At 71.4% G+C, this 17,030-nt stretch carries 10 protein-coding genes; 3 read left to right on the top strand and 7 right to left on the bottom strand.

The features are described 5' to 3' along the window. Positions 1-89: 89 nt before the first annotated feature. The 7 genes from AB0I53_RS39990 to AB0I53_RS39960 form a co-directional block, all read right to left on the bottom strand. A complete protein-coding gene (locus AB0I53_RS39990; protein WP_358614265.1) occupies positions 90-5,108 on the bottom strand; it encodes a tetratricopeptide repeat protein in 5,019 nt (1,672 codons plus the stop codon). A gap of 271 nt (positions 5,109-5,379) precedes the next feature. After that, positions 5,380-6,471 carry a lysozyme gene (locus tag AB0I53_RS39985; protein ID WP_358614264.1) on the bottom strand — a complete coding sequence of 364 codons (1,092 nt, stop codon included), beginning with the start codon at positions 6,469-6,471 and terminating at the stop codon, positions 5,380-5,382. 643 nt (positions 6,472-7,114) lie between these two features. Then, a complete protein-coding gene (locus tag AB0I53_RS39980; protein ID WP_358614263.1) occupies positions 7,115-8,311 on the bottom strand; it encodes an alkyl sulfatase dimerization domain-containing protein in 1,197 nt (398 codons plus the stop codon). Then, positions 8,308-10,317 carry an acetate--CoA ligase family protein gene (locus tag AB0I53_RS39975; protein ID WP_358614262.1) on the bottom strand — a complete coding sequence of 670 codons (2,010 nt, stop codon included), beginning with the start codon at positions 10,315-10,317 and terminating at the stop codon, positions 8,308-8,310. The genes AB0I53_RS39980 and AB0I53_RS39975 overlap by 4 nt, the downstream gene beginning before the upstream one ends. 71 nt (positions 10,318-10,388) lie before the next feature. Next, positions 10,389-11,726, bottom strand: coding sequence for an MFS transporter (locus tag AB0I53_RS39970; RefSeq protein ID WP_358614261.1), 1,338 nt, complete (start codon positions 11,724-11,726; stop codon positions 10,389-10,391). 156 nt (positions 11,727-11,882) lie between these two features. Beyond that, positions 11,883-12,485: a helix-turn-helix domain-containing protein gene (locus AB0I53_RS39965; RefSeq protein WP_358614260.1), complete on the bottom strand. Its 603-nt coding sequence runs from the start codon at positions 12,483-12,485 to the stop codon at positions 11,883-11,885. A 112-nt stretch (positions 12,486-12,597) separates the two neighbouring features. Further along, positions 12,598-12,915 (bottom strand): hypothetical protein, encoded by a 318-nt coding sequence (locus AB0I53_RS39960; protein ID WP_358614259.1) that lies wholly within the window; start codon positions 12,913-12,915, stop codon positions 12,598-12,600. A gap of 616 nt (positions 12,916-13,531) precedes the next feature. On the opposite strand from AB0I53_RS39960, the gene AB0I53_RS39955 reads away from it, so the two are divergent. The 3 genes from AB0I53_RS39955 to AB0I53_RS39945 all read left to right on the top strand — a co-directional run bounded on the left by AB0I53_RS39955 (position 13,532) and on the right by AB0I53_RS39945 (position 16,890). Continuing rightward, entirely contained in the window at positions 13,532-14,839 is a 1,308-nt protein-coding gene (locus AB0I53_RS39955) for a hypothetical protein (protein WP_358614258.1), read from the top strand. A gap of 227 nt (positions 14,840-15,066) precedes the next feature. Next, the gene (locus AB0I53_RS39950; RefSeq protein WP_358614257.1) at positions 15,067-15,444 is read left to right on the top strand and encodes a hypothetical protein; all 378 of its coding nucleotides are present in this window, start codon (positions 15,067-15,069) and stop codon (positions 15,442-15,444) included. Positions 15,445-15,549: 105 nt separating this feature from the next. Continuing rightward, positions 15,550-16,890 carry a hypothetical protein gene (locus AB0I53_RS39945; protein WP_358614256.1) on the top strand — a complete coding sequence of 447 codons (1,341 nt, stop codon included), beginning with the start codon at positions 15,550-15,552 and terminating at the stop codon, positions 16,888-16,890. Positions 16,891-17,030: the final 140 nt, after the last annotated feature.

The following is a 17,030-nucleotide window of genomic DNA, read 5'->3' as shown; positions in this document are numbered from 1 at the left end:
CGCCACTCACCGGGCCCCGCAGCAGCTTCGCGTCCCGGCTCTCGTGTTTGTTTGGGCCCCCCCCGCCACCAAAAAACACTCACGAGCCGCTACGCGCCCAGCTCGGCCAGAAGTTTCGTCGCCTGGTGGGCGAAGGACGGGTCTTCGGTGCGCACCGCCCGGCCCAGGAGTTCGCGCGCCTGCTGGACTTCGCCGCGCCGGTAGCGGATCTCGCCGACCCGGTAGGCGGCCTCGGCGATGAGTTCCCGGTCTTCGGTGTTCGCCAGGGTGTACTCGTAGTGCCGGACCGCCTCGACGTGTTCTTCGCGCCAGTAGTGCATTTCCGCGAGGTGGGCGGCGGCGAGCGCGGCGTTGGGATGTCCCAGGTCGATCAGCGCCTGGAACCACGGCGTCGCGGCGTCGATGTTGCGGCGGCGCTTGGCGATCACCCCGAGGTTCATCGCCGCCTTCCCGGACAGCTCCGGGTCCTCGGATTCCCACGCCCGGAGGCTCCACGCGTGGGCCTCCGCGTAGTCCTCGGCCTGGAAGGCCATCGACGCCAGCTCCAGCAGCGCCTCTCCGGCGTAGCGGTCGTCCGGGGCCGACTCGATCAGCCGCAGGTAGGTCTGCCGGGCCTGGTCGAGATCGCCGTCCTGGCGCAGGGATTGCGCCAGCGCGTAGGTGGCCATCGGCGAGAACCGGTCGTCGGCGCTGCCCGCCGCTTCGCGGAACGCCTCGATCGCCCCGGCGGTGTCGCCCTCTTCGCGCCGCTTGAGCCCGAGCATCGCCTTCATCGCCGGCGCCAGGACGCCGTCCTGGCTCTGCATGAGTTCCTCGGCGGCAGCTGGATCGTCGTCCTTCAGCAGTTCGATCAGCCGGTATTTCGCCATCGCGGCGCGGTTTTCGTCGCCGGTGGCGAGCACCCGCTCGTAGGCCTGCCGCGCGCCCGCCGGATCGCCGCGCCGGTGCAGCACCTCGCCCAGCGCCAGCACCGCCTCCGGCGCGGGCTCAGGGGCTCCGATCTCCACCGCGCACCGCAGGTAGATCAGTGCGGCGTCGTAGTCCTCGGCCTCAAGGAGCTCCGCGCCGGTCTCGTAGGCCCACTCCGCGACGTGGGATTCGGGCACCACTTCGGCGAGCCGGCGCAGGGTGTCCGCGGCACCGAGGTGATCGCCGGCGGCGCGCTGCCCGTCGAGCACGACGCGGACGTTGTTCAGCGCGTCCTCGGCCAGGTCGTCGTCGGTGGCGTAGGACGCGGTCTTGACGAAAGCCGCGACGGCGCCGGCGAAATCGTCCGCCGCGTACCGGATCAGGCCCAGCCCGAACTCGCCGCGCGCCGCGACGCCCGGCTCGTCGCTGCGGCTGGCCCGCTCGAACTGGATTCGCGCCGCGTCCCGGTCGCTCTGCTCCAGCAGCAGTTCGCCGAGCCGTCCGCGCACGGCGTCGGAATGCCCGGGCACCCCGAGTTCGGCGGCCTTGCCGAGCCAGCGGATGGCCTCGGCCGGGTCCTCGGCGCGCTCGCCGAGCAGGCCCATCGCGATGATCGCCGTCTCCGGATCGGTCGAAGCCGCCGCCCGGTGCAGCAACTCCAGCGCTTCGTCGGTCGTCTCGCCGAGCCGCTCGATGCGGTGGTGCAGCGCGGTGCCGAACTGCTCGGGCGTTTCGGCTGCTTCCTCGGCCCGGTCCCAGATCGCGCGTGCCTCGGCGACGTCGCCGACGACGTGGTGCAGGTGGCCGAGCAGCACGCCCGCGTCCACGGCCCAGATGCCGGAACCCGCGGCGACGGCGTGCCGGCACGCGGATTTCGCGCCCTCCTGGTCGTGCAGCCGGGCCAGCAGCTGGGCCAGCAGCACACCGGCCTTCGCGGTGGCCTCCGGCTCCGCCGCGGAAGTCGCGCGGCGGTACCAGATCAGCGCCAGCGCGTGCTCCCGCTGCTCTTCGGCGAGTTCTCCGAGCGCGATCTGGCCCTTCGGCACCAGGGCGGGATGTCCGTGGTCGGCGACCATCCGGAAGAACTCCCGGGCCGCCGGGTCGTCGTTGTTCTCCAGCGCCCGGCCGAAGTCCAGCCCGAGCTCGGAGCACGTCTGCAGGTCGTTGCCTGATGCCCCGGCCAGGATCGATGCCGCTCCCGCCGGGTCGGTCCAGGCCGCGCACCAGTAGTCGGCGACGCGCGCCGAGCCGAAGTGCTCGCGGATCGCCGCCCGGGCGCCCTCGACGTCGCCGTCCTGGATCAGCCGGAATCCCCGCTGCTTCGCGGTTTCGACGCCCATCTGCTGGTACACGTACGGCGTGACGTCGGGATCGTCGAACTCCAGCGCCCGCTCGTAGGCGTCCTTCGCGCCCGCTCCGTCGCCGTTGTCCCGGAGCATGTTGCCCAGGTCGAGCGCGGCATGGGCCTGCACTTCCGGCACGCCCGAGGCGATCACGCGCTCGTACGCTTCCCGCGCGCGCTCGGTTTCTCCTTGCCGGGAAAGCACAACCGCGATGTTGGCGGTGGCGTGGATGGCTTCGACCCTGGTTCCCACCGACTCCGCGCGGCGGAACGCCTCCATCGCGCCATCGGTGTCGTCGCGTTCGAAGCGGAGGGCGCCCAGCTTCAGGGCGGCGTTCACCGCGTTGGCGGTGTCGCCCGCGGCGACCTCGGCCAGCAGCGCATCGGCGCGGTCGAGCTCTCCCTTGTCCTGCAACAGATCCGCCAGGCTGCACTTCCCCACCGCGGCTTCGTCGGCGTCCGTGCTCTGGGCCGCGTGCTCCCACGCCGCGATCGCGCCGTCGACGTCGCCGTTCTCGTTGCGCAGTGCGCCGAGGAAGAGCCAGCCCTGCTGGACCCGTTCCGGGTGGCCGGCCTCGACTACCAGCCGCAACGCCCAGTCGGTGAACTCCGCCGCGCCCCGGCTCTGGTACCGGTGCGCCAGGTTCAGGCACAGCTGCGTGGCCGTGTAGTGCGGCTTTTCCTCCTCGGTCAGCGCGAGGAAGCTCGCCCGCGCGGCATCCAGTTCCTGCCGGATGGCGTGCATGCCGAAGGCCGCGACCGGCGCGGCGGCGGAGGTGGAGTCGGCGGCCTGGGCGAACAGTTCCAGCGCCGGCTCCAGGTCGTCGGCCTCGACGAGCTCTTCGCCGAGCAGGAACGCCGCCCGCGGCCCGAACTCGGGGTGGCCGCTGGCCGCGGTCCGTCGGTAGAGGTCCAGCAGCTCGTCGTGCCGGTCCCAGGTGCGGTACATCAGCGCGAGCTTGCCGAACACCTCGCCGAGCACGGTGGGATGCCCGGTGGCCGCCGCGGTCTCGAACGCCGCGATGGCGCCTTCGAGATCTCCTTGGTCCAGCAGCAGATCGCCGAGCTGGGACGCCGCCCAGGGCCGCAGCGCGGGATGTCCTTCGCCGACGACCCGGTGCAGCATCCGCAGCCCGTCCTCCAGCCGCTGCTCCCGCACCAGCCAGCCGGCCAGCAGGTGACCGGCCTTCGTCCAGACCAGCCGGTTCGGCGATTCGGCCAGCCCGGTGAGCATCTCCACCGCGCCCGGCACGTCGGTGGCCATCACGTGCTCGGCCTTGATCACCGATGCCAGGTCGCGGGCCTCCGGTTCTGCGTCGGCGATGAGCCCGTCGAGCACGGTCCCGTCGCCGTTCTCGAACCGCAGCAGCGCTTGCAGCACCGGCTGCGCGGCAGTTTCGTCGAGCAGTGCGTGGCGGAACGCGCCGTCCTGCGCCAGCGATCCCTCGTCGGACGTCGCGGCCCAGCGCAGCGCCCGCCGAGCCCGGTCGGGCTCGCCCACGATCGCCTCCACCAGGCCGAGCGAGTTGGCCGCCATCACCGACCAGATGCGCACGCCCATCTCGATGACCTGCTGGTACGCGGCTCGCGCGGCGGCGAGATCACCCGCCGCGGCCGCCTCGCGGGCGCGCTGCGCGAGTTGCTTGGCGTCGCCGCCTGCCGGGTCTTCCTGCGCGTCGATCACGTCCATCATGGACAGTGCCAGCTCGGCCTGGTGCGCGACGTGCGGGTCTTCGGCGTCGGCGGCCTTCCGGAACGCCTCGGCGGCGGCCGCCTGATCGCCGTGCTCGTAGAGCAGCACGCCCATGTTGTACGCGGCCAGCGGCGCCTTCTCCGCATGCCCGGAGTCGGCCACCTTGCCGAACGTCTCGACGGCTCCGGCGACGTCGCCCTCGTCGCGCTGCAACTCGGCGAGCGCGCCGAGCGCCTCGATCGAGTAGCGCGGGTGGCGGGTGTTGATCACCCGCTGGTAGGTCTCGCGGGCCTGGTCGGCCCGGCCGAGGTCGCGGTGCAGCATCCCCAGGTGGATCAGCGCGTGCAGCCGCACGTCCGGGCGCGGGTCGTCGGCGGCCTGCCGGAACGCGTCGGCGGCACCGGTCAGGTCGGCCAGGTCTTCCAGCACGCCGCCGAGCAGCACGTAGCCCCAGCCGAGGTGCTCGGGGTGGCGGTAGGCGATCATCCGCTCGGCCATCCGCCGCGCCGTCGCGGAATCGTCGACGTGCAGCGTGTACAGCTTCGCCGCGCCCAGCGATCCGTACTTCGGGTGCCCGCTGTCCAGCAGCCGCAGCAGGATCGGCTCGGCGTCGTGATCCCGGCCCTGGTCCAGCAGCAGGCAGGCCTGCTCGTAGGCGACCTGGAGGTATTCGTCGGCGGACCGCTCGCCGGGGCCCGGCAGGTCCAGTTCCCGGGCGAGCTCGACCACGGCGGGATCGTTGCAGTTCAGGGCGCGGTCACGCGCCTCGCGCGCGCCCTCGGTGTCGCCGAGCATGTGCAGCACCTGCGCCAGCAGGGCGTTGGCGCGCCCGGCCGCGTCCGGGTCGGCGCCGTCGGCGGCGAAGTGCAGCACCGCCTGGGCCGCGGTCAGGTCGTCTGCGTCGAACAGCAGCAGGCCCAGCGAGATCGCGGCCGTCTGGGCGTAGATCGGGTGCCCGGAGTCCAGCGCCCGCTGGTACATCGCGCGGGCGCCGGAGGCGTCGTCGCGCTCCTCGAGCAGCCCGCCGAGCAGGCAGGCCGCGTGCACGGCGCTGTCGAAGTCGCCGTCGTCCAGCACTGTCCGCAACTCGTGCTCGGCGGCGGCGTGATCACCGCTGATCCACAGCTGCCGAGCTCGGGTGACCCGCTGTTCCCAGAGTGACATGCCGTGCCTCCGATCAGGTGATCATCGATCGCGGCGAGGATATCGGTCCGCCACCCTTGGTTCCGGCGAATCCCCTCCATCGAGGGCACGACGAAGATCACCCGACGCGGCAGCAACCTGCGACCCACCCCGCGCGTCCCATCTCATCGCACGTCTGCGCTCCCGTCCGAAGAGGACCTGACGCGGCCGCCGGAGCGCACAAAAAGGAGCGGGCCGCCCGCTGTGCGCGGACGGCCCGCTCCCGTCGAAATTCCGGCGGCGAACGCCGGGGTCAGCCGGCCAGCTGCTTGAGCCGCTCGAAGCCCTGCTGGTACTGGTTCAGATCGGTGTTGCCGCCGATGCCGGCGACGTTGCCCTTGTCGGTGTACTGCCAGAAGTCCCAGTCGGAGAAGCCGCCGGGAACCGCCGGGCTGTCCACTTCGTAGGAGGCAAGCCACAGCGGGTGGCCGTCGAAGGTGTCGGTGCCGCCCATGCACTGCCGCCAGAACGACGGGTTGGCGTAGATGATCGGCTCCTTGCCCGTGCGCTCCTTGACCTTGTCGTTGAAGGTCTTGGTCCACAGGTGCATTTCGTCGACCGACAGGCCGTAGCAACCGCCGCTGTTCGGGTCCACTTCCAGGTCCAGCACGGGCGGCAGGGTCTTGCCGTCGGACTGGTAGTCCGCGACGTTCAGGAACCGCTCGGCCTGCGCCTCGGCCGAGGACGAGCCCGGCCGCGCGAAGTGGTAGGCGCCCGCGATCAGGCCGGCGTCCTTGGCGCCGTGGTACTGCTCGCTGTAGCGCGGGTTGGTGAAGCTGGTGCCGTCGGTGGCCAGCACGAAGGTGAACTTCTTGCCGTCGGCCGCGACCTGGCGCCAGTCGATGTCGCCGTTGTGGTTGGACACGTCGATGCCCTCGACCGGCGGGCCCAGCGGGGCCTGCGGGGCCGGCTGCGCCTGCGGGGCGGGCGCGGCCTGCTCGACCGGTGCCTGGACGGGCTGCTCGGGCGCGGCCTGGGCCTGCGGCTGCTGGATCGGGGCCTGCATCGCGGCTTCGTGGATCTCGGTGTTCGCCGGGCCGGAGGTCGCGCTGCCGATCACGAGGCCCACCACGCCGACAGCGGCGACGGCGGCGCCCACCTGCATGGACCGGGTGCGCGGCGCCCGCCGCACGGACTCGGGGAGCTTGTCCACGTGCGGCGAAACCCTCTCCCGGAGACGCCGAACCGCGGGTGCTTCCTGAATTCGCTGCAGCAGCGGTGCGAGCCACTGCAGGACGCGCTGGATCAGCGGTGCGAGCCACTCGCCGACGCGGTGCGCCGCCGGCCGCACGCGATCCACTGCCGTGCGCAGGGCCTGGTCGGCACGCAGCGCAGCGGAACGCAACCCGCGGTCAGTCGCCTCGTTCGGGGTGGAGGCGTGATCGTTGTTTTCGGGGGATCTTGGTTGGTCGGAGGATTCGGGGTTCACGAGTCACCACACTCCAGCACGGAGAGTGTGCATGCATCGCGGTTTGTACGTACGCGGGTACCTGGATTAACCCCATCAGGCTACGGCCGCCGCTTGATCCGTGACGATTAGTGACTGCGGTGCGTTCGGCGGCAGCAGCCTAGCGGCTCAGGTCACAAGCCCCGCACAGCAGGGTTCAGCCGGCACGAAGCGCGTGTGACAGGTGGGATCGCTGGTGGCGTTGTGCAGCTCGGCGCGGCTAGCAGCGCCGCATGAGGAACAGTTCGAGGGCGTCCTCGCCTCGCCGGCGCACGAACTCGTCGGTCTCGGTGGCGAGCACCGCCCGTCCGCGCTCACCGTCAGCAGGAACGACGACAGATCGCCGACGTCCGCCGGCGCGGTAAGGAATGCCCGGAACGCGGCGGCCCGCTCGTCCGCCGACCGAGCGCCGTGCCCCGAGATCAGCTCTGCCGCGTCGTCAGCCTCAACCCGCCTCATGCGCAAGGCTAAAAACGACTTCGTGAGTGTTTTGGATCGCCATAGCAACCCAAAACACTCACGACCCCGTGACAGCCGTGCCCTAGATCCGGTACAGGCTTCGGGACACGTAGCTGGTCGCCTGCTTCGCGCGCAGCTCGCACAGCTCCGCCTTCAGCTCGCGGGCCTCGACGATCTCCGGCTTGTCGCCCGGCGCCAGCGCGAGCACGTCGATCACGTGCAGCGCCTGCTGCACCTCCCCCGCGTCGCGCAGCTCGCGGGCCCGGGCCAGCACCGCAGCCTGGTCCGTGATCGCGTCCGCGACGGCCGCCGCGGCGACGTCGGGATGGGACGGCTGCAGGTTCGTCGGGTTGAAGTCCCACCAGCCGGTTTCGGACCGCACGATGTCGCGGACCACGAAGTCGCGGTGCCCGTAGACCTCGGCCATCCACGGCTTCTCGAACAGCTCGACCGGGTAGTCGAGGTCGTGCAGGATCTCGCCGACCACCATGCCCTTGTTCAGCCGCGCCACCACCTCGGCGCGCAGCCAGCGCAGCGCCCGCGCGGTTCCGGTGAGCATCTCCCCGATCTGCTCGCGCCGCTCCCTGCCCCACTCCGGCACCACCACGGCGGGTTCCAGCGCGGCGAACCGGTCGAGCGTGTCGGCCCAGCGGACGGGATCGCGCAGGGTGCGCAGCGGCGTGCCGACGTTCGGGATGGATTCGATCACCGCCGCGCTGCCGTAGAGGATGCGTTCCTGCGGCAGCCACACCGCCGTCACGTCGTCGGTCTCCGACGGCGCCCACAGCAGCTGCACCACGCGGCCGGTGCTGCCGAGCGTCAGCGATTCGGCGTAGGTCTGGTCCGGGTACGTTTGCGGAGGAACCGCCGGGAAGTCCTTCTTGGCACGGCGGAACTGCATCGAGTTGAGGTGCGCCTGCAGTCCGGCCGTCTCGGTGTACCGGCGGTAGCGGCGGACCACGTTCTCCTGCGCGATGATCGTCGGCCGCGGGTCGCCGCGGCGTTCGGCGTCGGCGAGGAACCCGGGCACGCCGTAGTTGTAGCCCATGTGTCCGTGGCTGTAGACGATCCAGCGGATCGGGGCGTCGGTGTGCTGCCGCAGGTCGGCGAGCGCGTCCGCCACCAGATCGGGGCTCGGCCCGGTGTCGACCACCAGCAGCCCCTGGTCGGTTTCGACGATGAAGCTGTTCCCCTGCAATCCCAGCTGGTAGACGCCCGGGGCGATGACCCGCGTCGGCCGGCGCTTTTCGAGCGGGTTGCGTTCGGCGGTGTCGGTCATGCTTCCTCCGATACGACGATGAGCGAGTCGACGGCGACGGGCGCGCCGTCCGCGGTCAGCAGCAGCGGGTTGATGTCGAGTTCGGCGAGCTCAGGTACCCGCACGACGAGTTCGCCGAGCCCGGCCAGCACCGCAGCGAACTCCACAGTGGACAACTGGGGATGCGCGTCGGCGAGGGCTCGCGCGATCGCCCCGGGGCGCGCGGGCAGGCGGATCACCTGGCGCGCCAAGCCTGCTTGCTCCACGCGCGAGCCACCGGGCCCGATCAGCAGCGCAGGCCCGTAGTGCGGATCGCGCACCGCCCCGACGGCGATCTCGCCTTCGTGCGCGAGCTGCGGCTGGATCACCGCGCGCACGCCGGAGAGCTCCAGTTCTCCTGCTCTGGCAAGCAGTTCGGCGCAGGTCGCGGCGACGTCCGCCGGAGCGACGCCCAGCTTGACCAGGCCGAGCCGAGCGCGGTGCGGCGCATCCGGCGAGTCGATCTTCACCACGTAGCGATCGGCCGGCGGCAGCTCCTCGCCGGCGACGGCGGTGTCCACGTAGCGCACGCCGAGTTCGCGAAGCACCTCGCGGGCGTCGACCTCGGTGACCACGCCGGTGTGCGGCTTCAGCAGTTCCACCGCCGCCGACACGTCCTGCTCGCCGACCTCGACGTCCAGCAGCGGCGGGCGGATCACGCCGGGCAGCGCGCGGATCAGCCCGGCGATGCTCGGGAACACCACCCCGGGCGGCGTGCCCACCAGCGCGCCCGGCGGCGGGCACGCCCACACCAGCCAGCTCGGCGAATCCAGCCTGGCGATCTTCTCGGCGAGGTCCCGGAACAGCTCCGGGAACAGGTCGCCGAAGGTGAAGCAGCAGACGACGCCGTCCACTTCGGGATCCTCGTCCAGCAGCGCGAGCAGCTGCCCGAACGCGTCCGAACTGCGGTAGAACTGCCCGCCGAGGTCGATCGGGTTGTCCGTCGACGCGACGCCCGCGAGCTCCAGCTCCGCGATCCGGTCCCGGGTCTTCTCGCCCAGCGGGCGGACTTCCGCGCCGAGCGCGGCGAGCCGGTCGGCGATGATCGCCCCGGCGCCGCCCGACATCGACAGCACCGCGATGTTCGGTCGCGGCGGCAGCGACACCTCGCGTTGTAGCGCGACGACGAGATCGGCGAACGACTCGTCGTCCTCGGCCACCACGATTCCCGCGTCCCGGCACAACGCGTCGAACAGCAGCTGGTCCCCGGCCACGGCAGCGGTGTGCGAGAGCGTCGCGCGCTGCCCGGCTTCGCTGGCACCGGCCTTGAGCACCACGATGCGCTTGCCGAGTTCGACCGCCCGCCGGCCGAGCCGTTCCAGCGCCGCCGGGTCGCGGATCTGCTCCACGTACAGCCCGAGCACCCGCACGTCGGGGCGTTCGACGAGGTAGCCGCCGATGTCGGTGACCTCCAGGCAGGCCTCGTTGCCAACGCTGGCATAGTAGGTGAAGCCGACGCCGCGCGCATCGAGCAGGCTGGCCAGCACGAAGCCGACCGCACCGCTCTGCGACACCAGCGACACCGGGCCGGGCGGCGGCGCGGGCCGCTCCACGTACGCGGTGGTCGTCACGTTCGCCGGGGCCGGTTTGCTGATCACACCAAGGCAGTTCGGCCCGAGCACCGGCATGTCCCCGGCCGCTTCGCGCAACCGCTGCTGCCGCTCCCGGCCGTCGGCGCCGTCCTCGGCGAATCCGGACGAGAACAGCACGACGGCTCCGACGCCGCCGAGCCGGGCCCGCTCGATCACCTCGATGGCGGCCTCGGCCGGCACGGCCACCACCAGGATGTCCAGCAGTTTCCCGGATTCCGCCAGATCGTCGAGGATCGGCAGGTCCACGTCGCGGTTGCAGGGCTCCACGGCGTACAGCTCGCCGCCGAACCCGCCGGAGCGCAGGATCTCCACCACCCGGCTCCCCCACGACCCGGGCCGGGCCGACAGCCCGATCACCCCGATCGCCTTGGGGAAGAACAACGAATCCAGCGGCATGCCCGGCCTCCTTGCGAACTCAGGTCTCAAGCCTCGTGAGCGTTTTGGACTGCTATAGCGACCCAAAACGCTCACGAGCGATCGGCTGCGGGACGGGCCGGCGGCAACAGGCCGAGGCGGGCGGCGTCGCGTTCGGGGTTCACGACCAGCACGGCGAGCAGTCCGCCGACGATCATCAGCCCGGCGCACACGCCGAACGCGGCCTGGAATCCCGCACCGGGCGAACCGGCCGCCTGGACGAGCGCGCCGGTCACCGCGGGCGCGAACACCCCGGCCAAGGTCACCAGCGCCGTCTTCGACGCCATCAGCGCACCGCGCTTGCGAACCGGCGCGATCTGCGCAGCGGTCAGGTAGCCCAGCGGGAACGCCACGCTCGGCAGCCCGAACGCCAGCGTCATCAGCACCAACGCGGCGGCACCGCTGGTGTGCGGCAGGAGCAGCATGCACCCGCCCGCGAAAGCGACGGCCAGCCCGGCGACGACGCCGCGGGCCGTCCGGCCGGTGGCACCGCGCCGCATCCAGCGCCCGGAGATCCACGGGACGACCAGCATCGCCAGCGCGTTCAGCACGTTCGGGATCACCACGACGACGCCGATCTGGTGCGCCTCGTACCCGAGCCCCTTCTCCAAGTACATCGGCAGCCAGGCGGTGTTCATCGCCAGCGCCCAGTACGCGCCGACACCGGCAAGCAGGCCGCCGAGGAAGGTCCCGTTGAAGAACAACTTCCGGTATGGCACATCGGGTTCGCCGCCCGCCTGCACGACGCCGCGCTGCCCGGCGTCGTAAGTGGTCAGCGGCCCTTCGCGGCCGATGAACGCCCACAGCACCACCCACACCAAGCCCGCCAGCGCCAACGCGACGAACGCCGAGCGCCAGCCGTGGTTGGTGATCAGGTAGACCAGCGTCGGCGAAGCGATGACCAGGCCCAGCGCCCCGCCCATCTGCGTCAGCGCCGTGGGCACCGACCGGCGGTCCTCCGGGAACCACTTCTGCACGGCGTGCACGACCATCGGCGCGGTCGGCCCTTCGGCCGCGCCGAGCGCGATCCGGCTCAGGTACAGGGTGGACACGCTGGCCGCGAGCAGCAGCGGCACCGAGGTCAGCGACCACAGCACCGCCAGGACGCCCAGGATCCAGGTGGTCTTGACCCGGTTCGACAGGAATCCGACCAGCACCGCGGACAAGCTGAACAGCAGGTAGAAGCTGCTGGCCACGGCGCCGTACTCGGCGGCGCTGAGGCCCAGCTCCCGCATGATCGGCCCGGCCGCGAGCCCGAGCACCGCCTTGTCGCCGAAGTTGATCACCATCAGGGCGACGACCATCGTCACCACCAGCCAGGCCCGCACGCTCCGCGGCTGCGCCTGGCGCGTGCCGCTGCCGGCCAACTCGGTGGTCTGGGGAACCGCCAATCGACTCGCCTCCTCGCGGCGGCGGCCTCAACGGCGAGGCCGCACCGACCCACAGAGGAAAGCGCGTGGTTAACGTTTCGTCAATCCTGTGGAGGCAGATTTTCCCTCAGCATCAACCTCTTTCATGATCTGATCAGGATATCCTGAACAGGTAATTCAGGGCCTCTCGGGCGCCTCGAATCCCAGTCGCTCGGCGACGGCGAGCATCCGCTCGTCCAGTTCGCGCACGCCGATGCCGAACTCCTTGGCCAGCTGGGTGCGCGACATCGAGTACCCGAGCGACAGCGAAACCATCAGCGCGTGCAGCGCCACCGGATCGATCTCCGGATCCAGGACGCCCGCGGCCTGGTCCTGCTGCAACCGCTGCTGGGTGCGCGGCAGGTCGGGCATCAGCCGCAGCGTCGAGTCGCCGTCCAGCATCAGCAGCGCGACCAGCCGGTACATCGACACGTATCGGATGCAGCCCCGCAGCACGTGCTTCATCCGGTCGCCGAAGCCCAACGGCTCATCCTTCATCCGCGCGCTCATGATCCGCTGCCGCACGTTGTGCCGCAGCGCCGCGCGCAGCAGGTCGCGCCGCGAGCCGAAGTAGTGGTACACCAGCGCCCGGTTCACGCCGGCGTGATCGGCGACCTCGCGCAGGTTGAGCCCTTTGAGCACGCCGTCCCGGGCCAGCAGTTCCAGCGCCGCCCGTTCCAGGGAGCGCGCGGTCTGCTCGCTGCCCATCGACGCGCCGCCCGGTGTCCGCGACTTAGCCATCCGCGTACCGTACTCAAGCCCCGCCCGCGGAACTTGATCACCGCGCGGGATCAGGCGGCAAGCGGCGGACCCGCGAGAACTACGCGGGCCCGCCGATTCAGCCGGGGGCGGATCACCACCACACGTTGCCGCCACCCATGCCGCCGATGCCGCCACCGCCCCAGCCGTTGCCGCCCCAGCCGTTGCCGCCGGGACCACCCGGGCCGCCGATGCCGCCGTGCCCGACGTCGGGAGCGCCGTCGCCACCATCGCCGCCATCGCCGCCGCCGGTGCCGCCACCGGTGCCGCCACCGTCACCGCCGTCACCGCCGTTGATCACGACAGGACCGCCGGTGGGCGCGAACGCGGACATGACCGTGCGCGCGGGCAGAAACTCGACACGCTGCTCGCCGAGCTCCTCTGAGCTCAACACTTCATCCTTCTCGAACACCTGGTCCTCCTTGGGCCGGAAAAGGGCTCGGAATCCACGTGGAGATCGATGCCCGAACAAGGTCCAAACCCCCAGATCCCCGTTCCAACGCCCCAGATTAGTCGGCATCAGCACGGAGGGTAGGAGCACCCGCGATGCGGCGCAGCCCGAAAACCTCCGCCAGCCCGGACAGACATGCCGTGAACCTCCGACCAATATCCATCTACACACATCGTGACCTGCACCAACACAGACGGCAGCTCACCGACAAAATCAAATTTAAACGCTCCGAGATCCTTTCCAGCGGGACAATTCCATCGCACGCCCGTTTGCGACTATTCGACAAAATAAATTTTCGAAAGCGCCGCGCCGCGTAATATCCGGCGGACAATCGTGTCGGGCGAAATTCGGCCGCTCAAACCCGCCGAAGCGAAATCGTCCACATGCCACGCGACGAGAAGATCGGCGGCCCGCACCAAGATCAGATGTGCGACACGGCGAACCGCCGACGACACACGAGCGGGGACCGCGCAACTCGAAATCACCCTTTCGAATTCAGCGAGTCAGTAGTTCTTTCGGCCCGAACTCTGCGACCGTTTGGCCCAGCCATGATCACAGTCGGTTAGGAGTTCCGTCGATGAGTAATCGTCCACGTCGGGCCGTTCCCGCCGAGGTACCGGGCATCTCCGGTGGCGGTCAGATCCCCGCAACGCGATGGCCGCTGCCCGCCGCCGTGCTCGCCGCGGCGTTCAGCCTCATCGCGGTCCAGCCGGCCGACGCCGCCGCCCCCTCCTGCACCCGGGCCGACAACGGTTCCGGGGTGAACATCTTCTGCAGCCGCGGAATCCCGGCCGGGATGACGATCGACGGCACCGAGGGCAACGACCGGATCGTGCTCACCGGGGCGCTGGCGGGCACCATCAACGCCGGCGGTGGCGACGACACGATCATCATCACCGGCCGCAGCGGCGGCAACGGCGGCAAGGGCGGCAACGGCTACCTCAGCGGGGCCCGCAGCGACCGGGACATCGACGGAACCAGTGGCGGCCAGGACGGCGGCGGCAACGGGGGCTCCGCCGGCCTGAACGGCACCAACGCCAGGAGCAGCGCACGGGCCGGAGGCAGCGCGGGCAAGGGTGGCCCCGGCGGCATCGGTGGTCCTGCAGTGGCGGAAACCGGCGTGATCAACGCCGGGCAGGGCGACGACACGATCACCGTCACCGGCGGCGCCGGTGGCAACGGCGGCGAGGGCGGCAACGGCGGCCCGGGCAGCGCCAACCCGGCCGACGCGCGCGGCGGCGAGGGCGGCAACGGCGGCCAGGGCGGCACCGGCAACCTCGGCCGCATCAATCCCGGCGAGGGCGACAACACGATCACCATCACCGGCGGCGACAACGGCGACGGCGGCACCGGCGGCCGCGGTGGGCCCGGCACCGCGGACACCCGGAGCGGCAACGGCGGTGTCGGCGGCACCGGCGGCGGTGGCCGCCTCGCCGCCAACGGCCCCGGCGGCATCGGCAACGGCCCGACCGGCACGGTCGTGAGCACCGGAGACGACGACATCACCGTGCAAGGCGGCAAGGGCGGCCGGGGCGGCATCGGCGGCAAGGGCGGCGACGGCCAGCCGAGCGCCACCAGCTCCCGCTCGGGCGTCGACGTGGAAGGCGACGGCGGGGCCGGCGGAATCGGCGGCAGCGGCGGAGCCGCCAACGTCGGCAACATCATGTCCGAGAACGGCGGCAGGTCCGCGGTCCACGTCGTCGAGGGCTCCGGCGGCGACGGCGGCAGCGGCGGCGATGGCGGCGACGGCAGCGGCATCGGCAGCACCGCCGGGCTCCAGGGCCAGGGCGGCCTCAACGCCATCGCGGACACCGGCGGAATCGGTGGCACCGGCGGGGCCGGCGGCCACATCGGCACCGACGAGGCGGCTCGCCGGAACTCCTGATGAGCGGCCCCAGCCGACAGCGGCGAATCAGGTCACCGCCCGGTTCGACGGTCGAACCCCGACAAGATGCGCACACCCCGTGGGAGTGAATCAAAGTGCAGCGGACGTCCGGTGCTTCTAGGTTCTGCCCCGTGCGCCGGGATCGTGCCGCTGCGGCGCGCTCCAGCGGGGCGGCCGAACTTCCGGTTTTCCCCTGTGAATCCCCTCGAATTGAGAAGGAGCACCAGATGCCACAGACCTCTCGGTCGCTGAGCGCTGCCGAACTGGAGGACCAGCGCGTCGAGTTCCTGCCGACGCGCACCGTCATGTCGACGTTCTGGCTCCCCTGGAGCGGCACCGACGTCCTGGCCCCGTACTACCCACCCGCACACACCCACACCGTGACCGGCGACGCCGACGTCATCACAACCGGTGACATCACCGGCGGCACCGGCGGCCAAGGTGGCGGCAACGGCGGCGGCCAAGGTGGCGGCAACGGCGGCAGCGGTGGCGACGGCGGCACCGGCGGTGACGGCGGCAACGGCGGCAACGGCGGCAACGGCATCGGCGGCAACGGCATCGGCGGCAACGGCATCGGCGGCGACGGCGGCGGCAACGTGGGCTGACGCCGCGGATCGTCAGACAGCACCACCCACCGGCGGGCGCGACCTCCCCCACCAGCGAGGATGTCGCGCCCGCCGGGCCACGTTCGGACCGGATCAGGAGTCGCAATGGCCGCCCCGCACCAGGCCGGGTCGCCCCCGGCGGACGAGGACGTCGCGCACCTGCCGGTGCCCGCGCTCGTGGCGGGCACCGAGCTGATCGGCCGCTACCAGGGCTCCGGGCATCGCGAAGCGCCGTACCTGGTGCGCCGCCGCGATGGGCAGGTCCTCCAGATTTCACACCTGCTGTACCTGGCGGCGGCGGGGCTCGACGGGCGCAGCAGCTTCGCGGAACTCGCGGCGCGACTCAGCGGCGAATCGGAGCGCGCCATCACCGCCGGGCAGGTGTTCTTCCTCGTCGAGAACCGGTTGCGACCCGCCGGGATCGTGGCCGTTTCGGAATCCGGTGCGCCGCCGGAGAAGATCCCGAAGGGGCGAGATCGGTTGCTGGCGCTGAAGTTCCGCGTCGCGCTGGTGCCGGAGCGCGCCGTCGCGGTCATCGCCGGGATCTTCCAGCCGCTGTTCTGGCCGCCGGTGGTGGTCACCGTCCTGGCGGCCTTCGTCTTCGCCGACGTCTGGCTGGCCGTGCACGGTGGCGCCGAGCAGGTCGTCGCGGGCGCGAAGGAGCTGCTCAACCGGCCGGAGCAGCTCCTGCTGGTGCTGGTGGTGCTGATCGTCTCCGGGATGTTCCACGAGTGCGGCCACGTCGCCGCCTGCCGCTACGGCGGCGCGCGGCCGGGCACGATGGGCGTGGGCATCTACCTGGTGTGGCCCGCGATGTACAGCACGGTGACCGATTCCTACCGGCTCAGCCGCGGCGGCCGGCTGCGCACGGATCTCGGCGGCATCTACTTCAACGCGATCGCCATGCTCCTCATGATCGCCGCCTACGCGCCGACCGGTTCGCCGTGGCTGCTGGCCGCGTTCCTGACGTGGCAGGCGACCACCTTCTGGCAGCTCCTGCCGTCGATCCGCTTCGACGGCTACTACATCCTGAGCGATCTGGTGGGCGTGCCCGACCTGTTCGACCGGATGGGGCCGGTCCTGCGCAGCCTGCTCCCGGGCCGCCGCCCGCATCCCCGCGTGCAGGAGCTCAAGCCCTGGGTCCGCCGGGTGATCACGGTGTGGGTCGTGCTGGTGATCCCGTTCATGGCGTACTGGATCATCGCCTTCCTGCTCCTCGCGCCGCACGTGCTGCCCACCGTGTGGCAGGCGCTGAGCCTGCAGTGGAACGGCGTGGGCGCCTCGGTGCAGGCCGGCGACGCCGCCGGGGCTGCGGTCGGCGCGCTCCGGCTCGCGCTGCTGGTGCTGCCGTGGGCGGGCCTCGCGCTGGTGCTCACCAACCTGACGCGGCAGCTCATCCGGTCGCTCCGCAGGTGGCGGGCCCGGCGCGCGCTCGAACCCAGGTAGGTCCCGGCTCCGGAGGACGGGGGTTTGGGGCGGAAAAGCCCCTCAGCACCCCCGGGGGACCCGCGGGGTTGGCGCGCTGTCGGTAGGCGACGCCCCCCACGCCGACGGGTGTGGCGGAGTTGCGGGCGGGGGGGGTGCGG

Origin of the sequence: Saccharopolyspora sp. NPDC050389 (genome assembly GCF_040655595.1) — a bacterium.
Classification (GTDB): Bacteria; Actinomycetota; Actinomycetes; order Mycobacteriales; family Pseudonocardiaceae; genus Saccharopolyspora.
This window is presented reverse-complemented; position numbering and strand designations above follow the sequence as displayed.

Coding starts and splice junctions, on each gene's coding strand:
- AB0I53_RS39990 (WP_358614265.1), bottom strand. CDS start 5,108: ATGTCACTCTGGGAACAGCGGGTCACCCGAGCTCGGCAGCTGTGGATC.
- AB0I53_RS39975 (WP_358614262.1), bottom strand. CDS start 10,317: ATGCCGCTGGATTCGTTGTTCTTCCCCAAGGCGATCGGGGTGATCGGG.
- AB0I53_RS39945 (WP_358614256.1), top strand. CDS start 15,550: ATGGCCGCCCCGCACCAGGCCGGGTCGCCCCCGGCGGACGAGGACGTC.
- AB0I53_RS39980 (WP_358614263.1), bottom strand. CDS start 8,311: ATGACCGACACCGCCGAACGCAACCCGCTCGAAAAGCGCCGGCCGACG.
- AB0I53_RS39950 (WP_358614257.1), top strand. CDS start 15,067: ATGCCACAGACCTCTCGGTCGCTGAGCGCTGCCGAACTGGAGGACCAG.
- AB0I53_RS39955 (WP_358614258.1), top strand. CDS start 13,532: ATGAGTAATCGTCCACGTCGGGCCGTTCCCGCCGAGGTACCGGGCATC.
- AB0I53_RS39965 (WP_358614260.1), bottom strand. CDS start 12,485: ATGGCTAAGTCGCGGACACCGGGCGGCGCGTCGATGGGCAGCGAGCAG.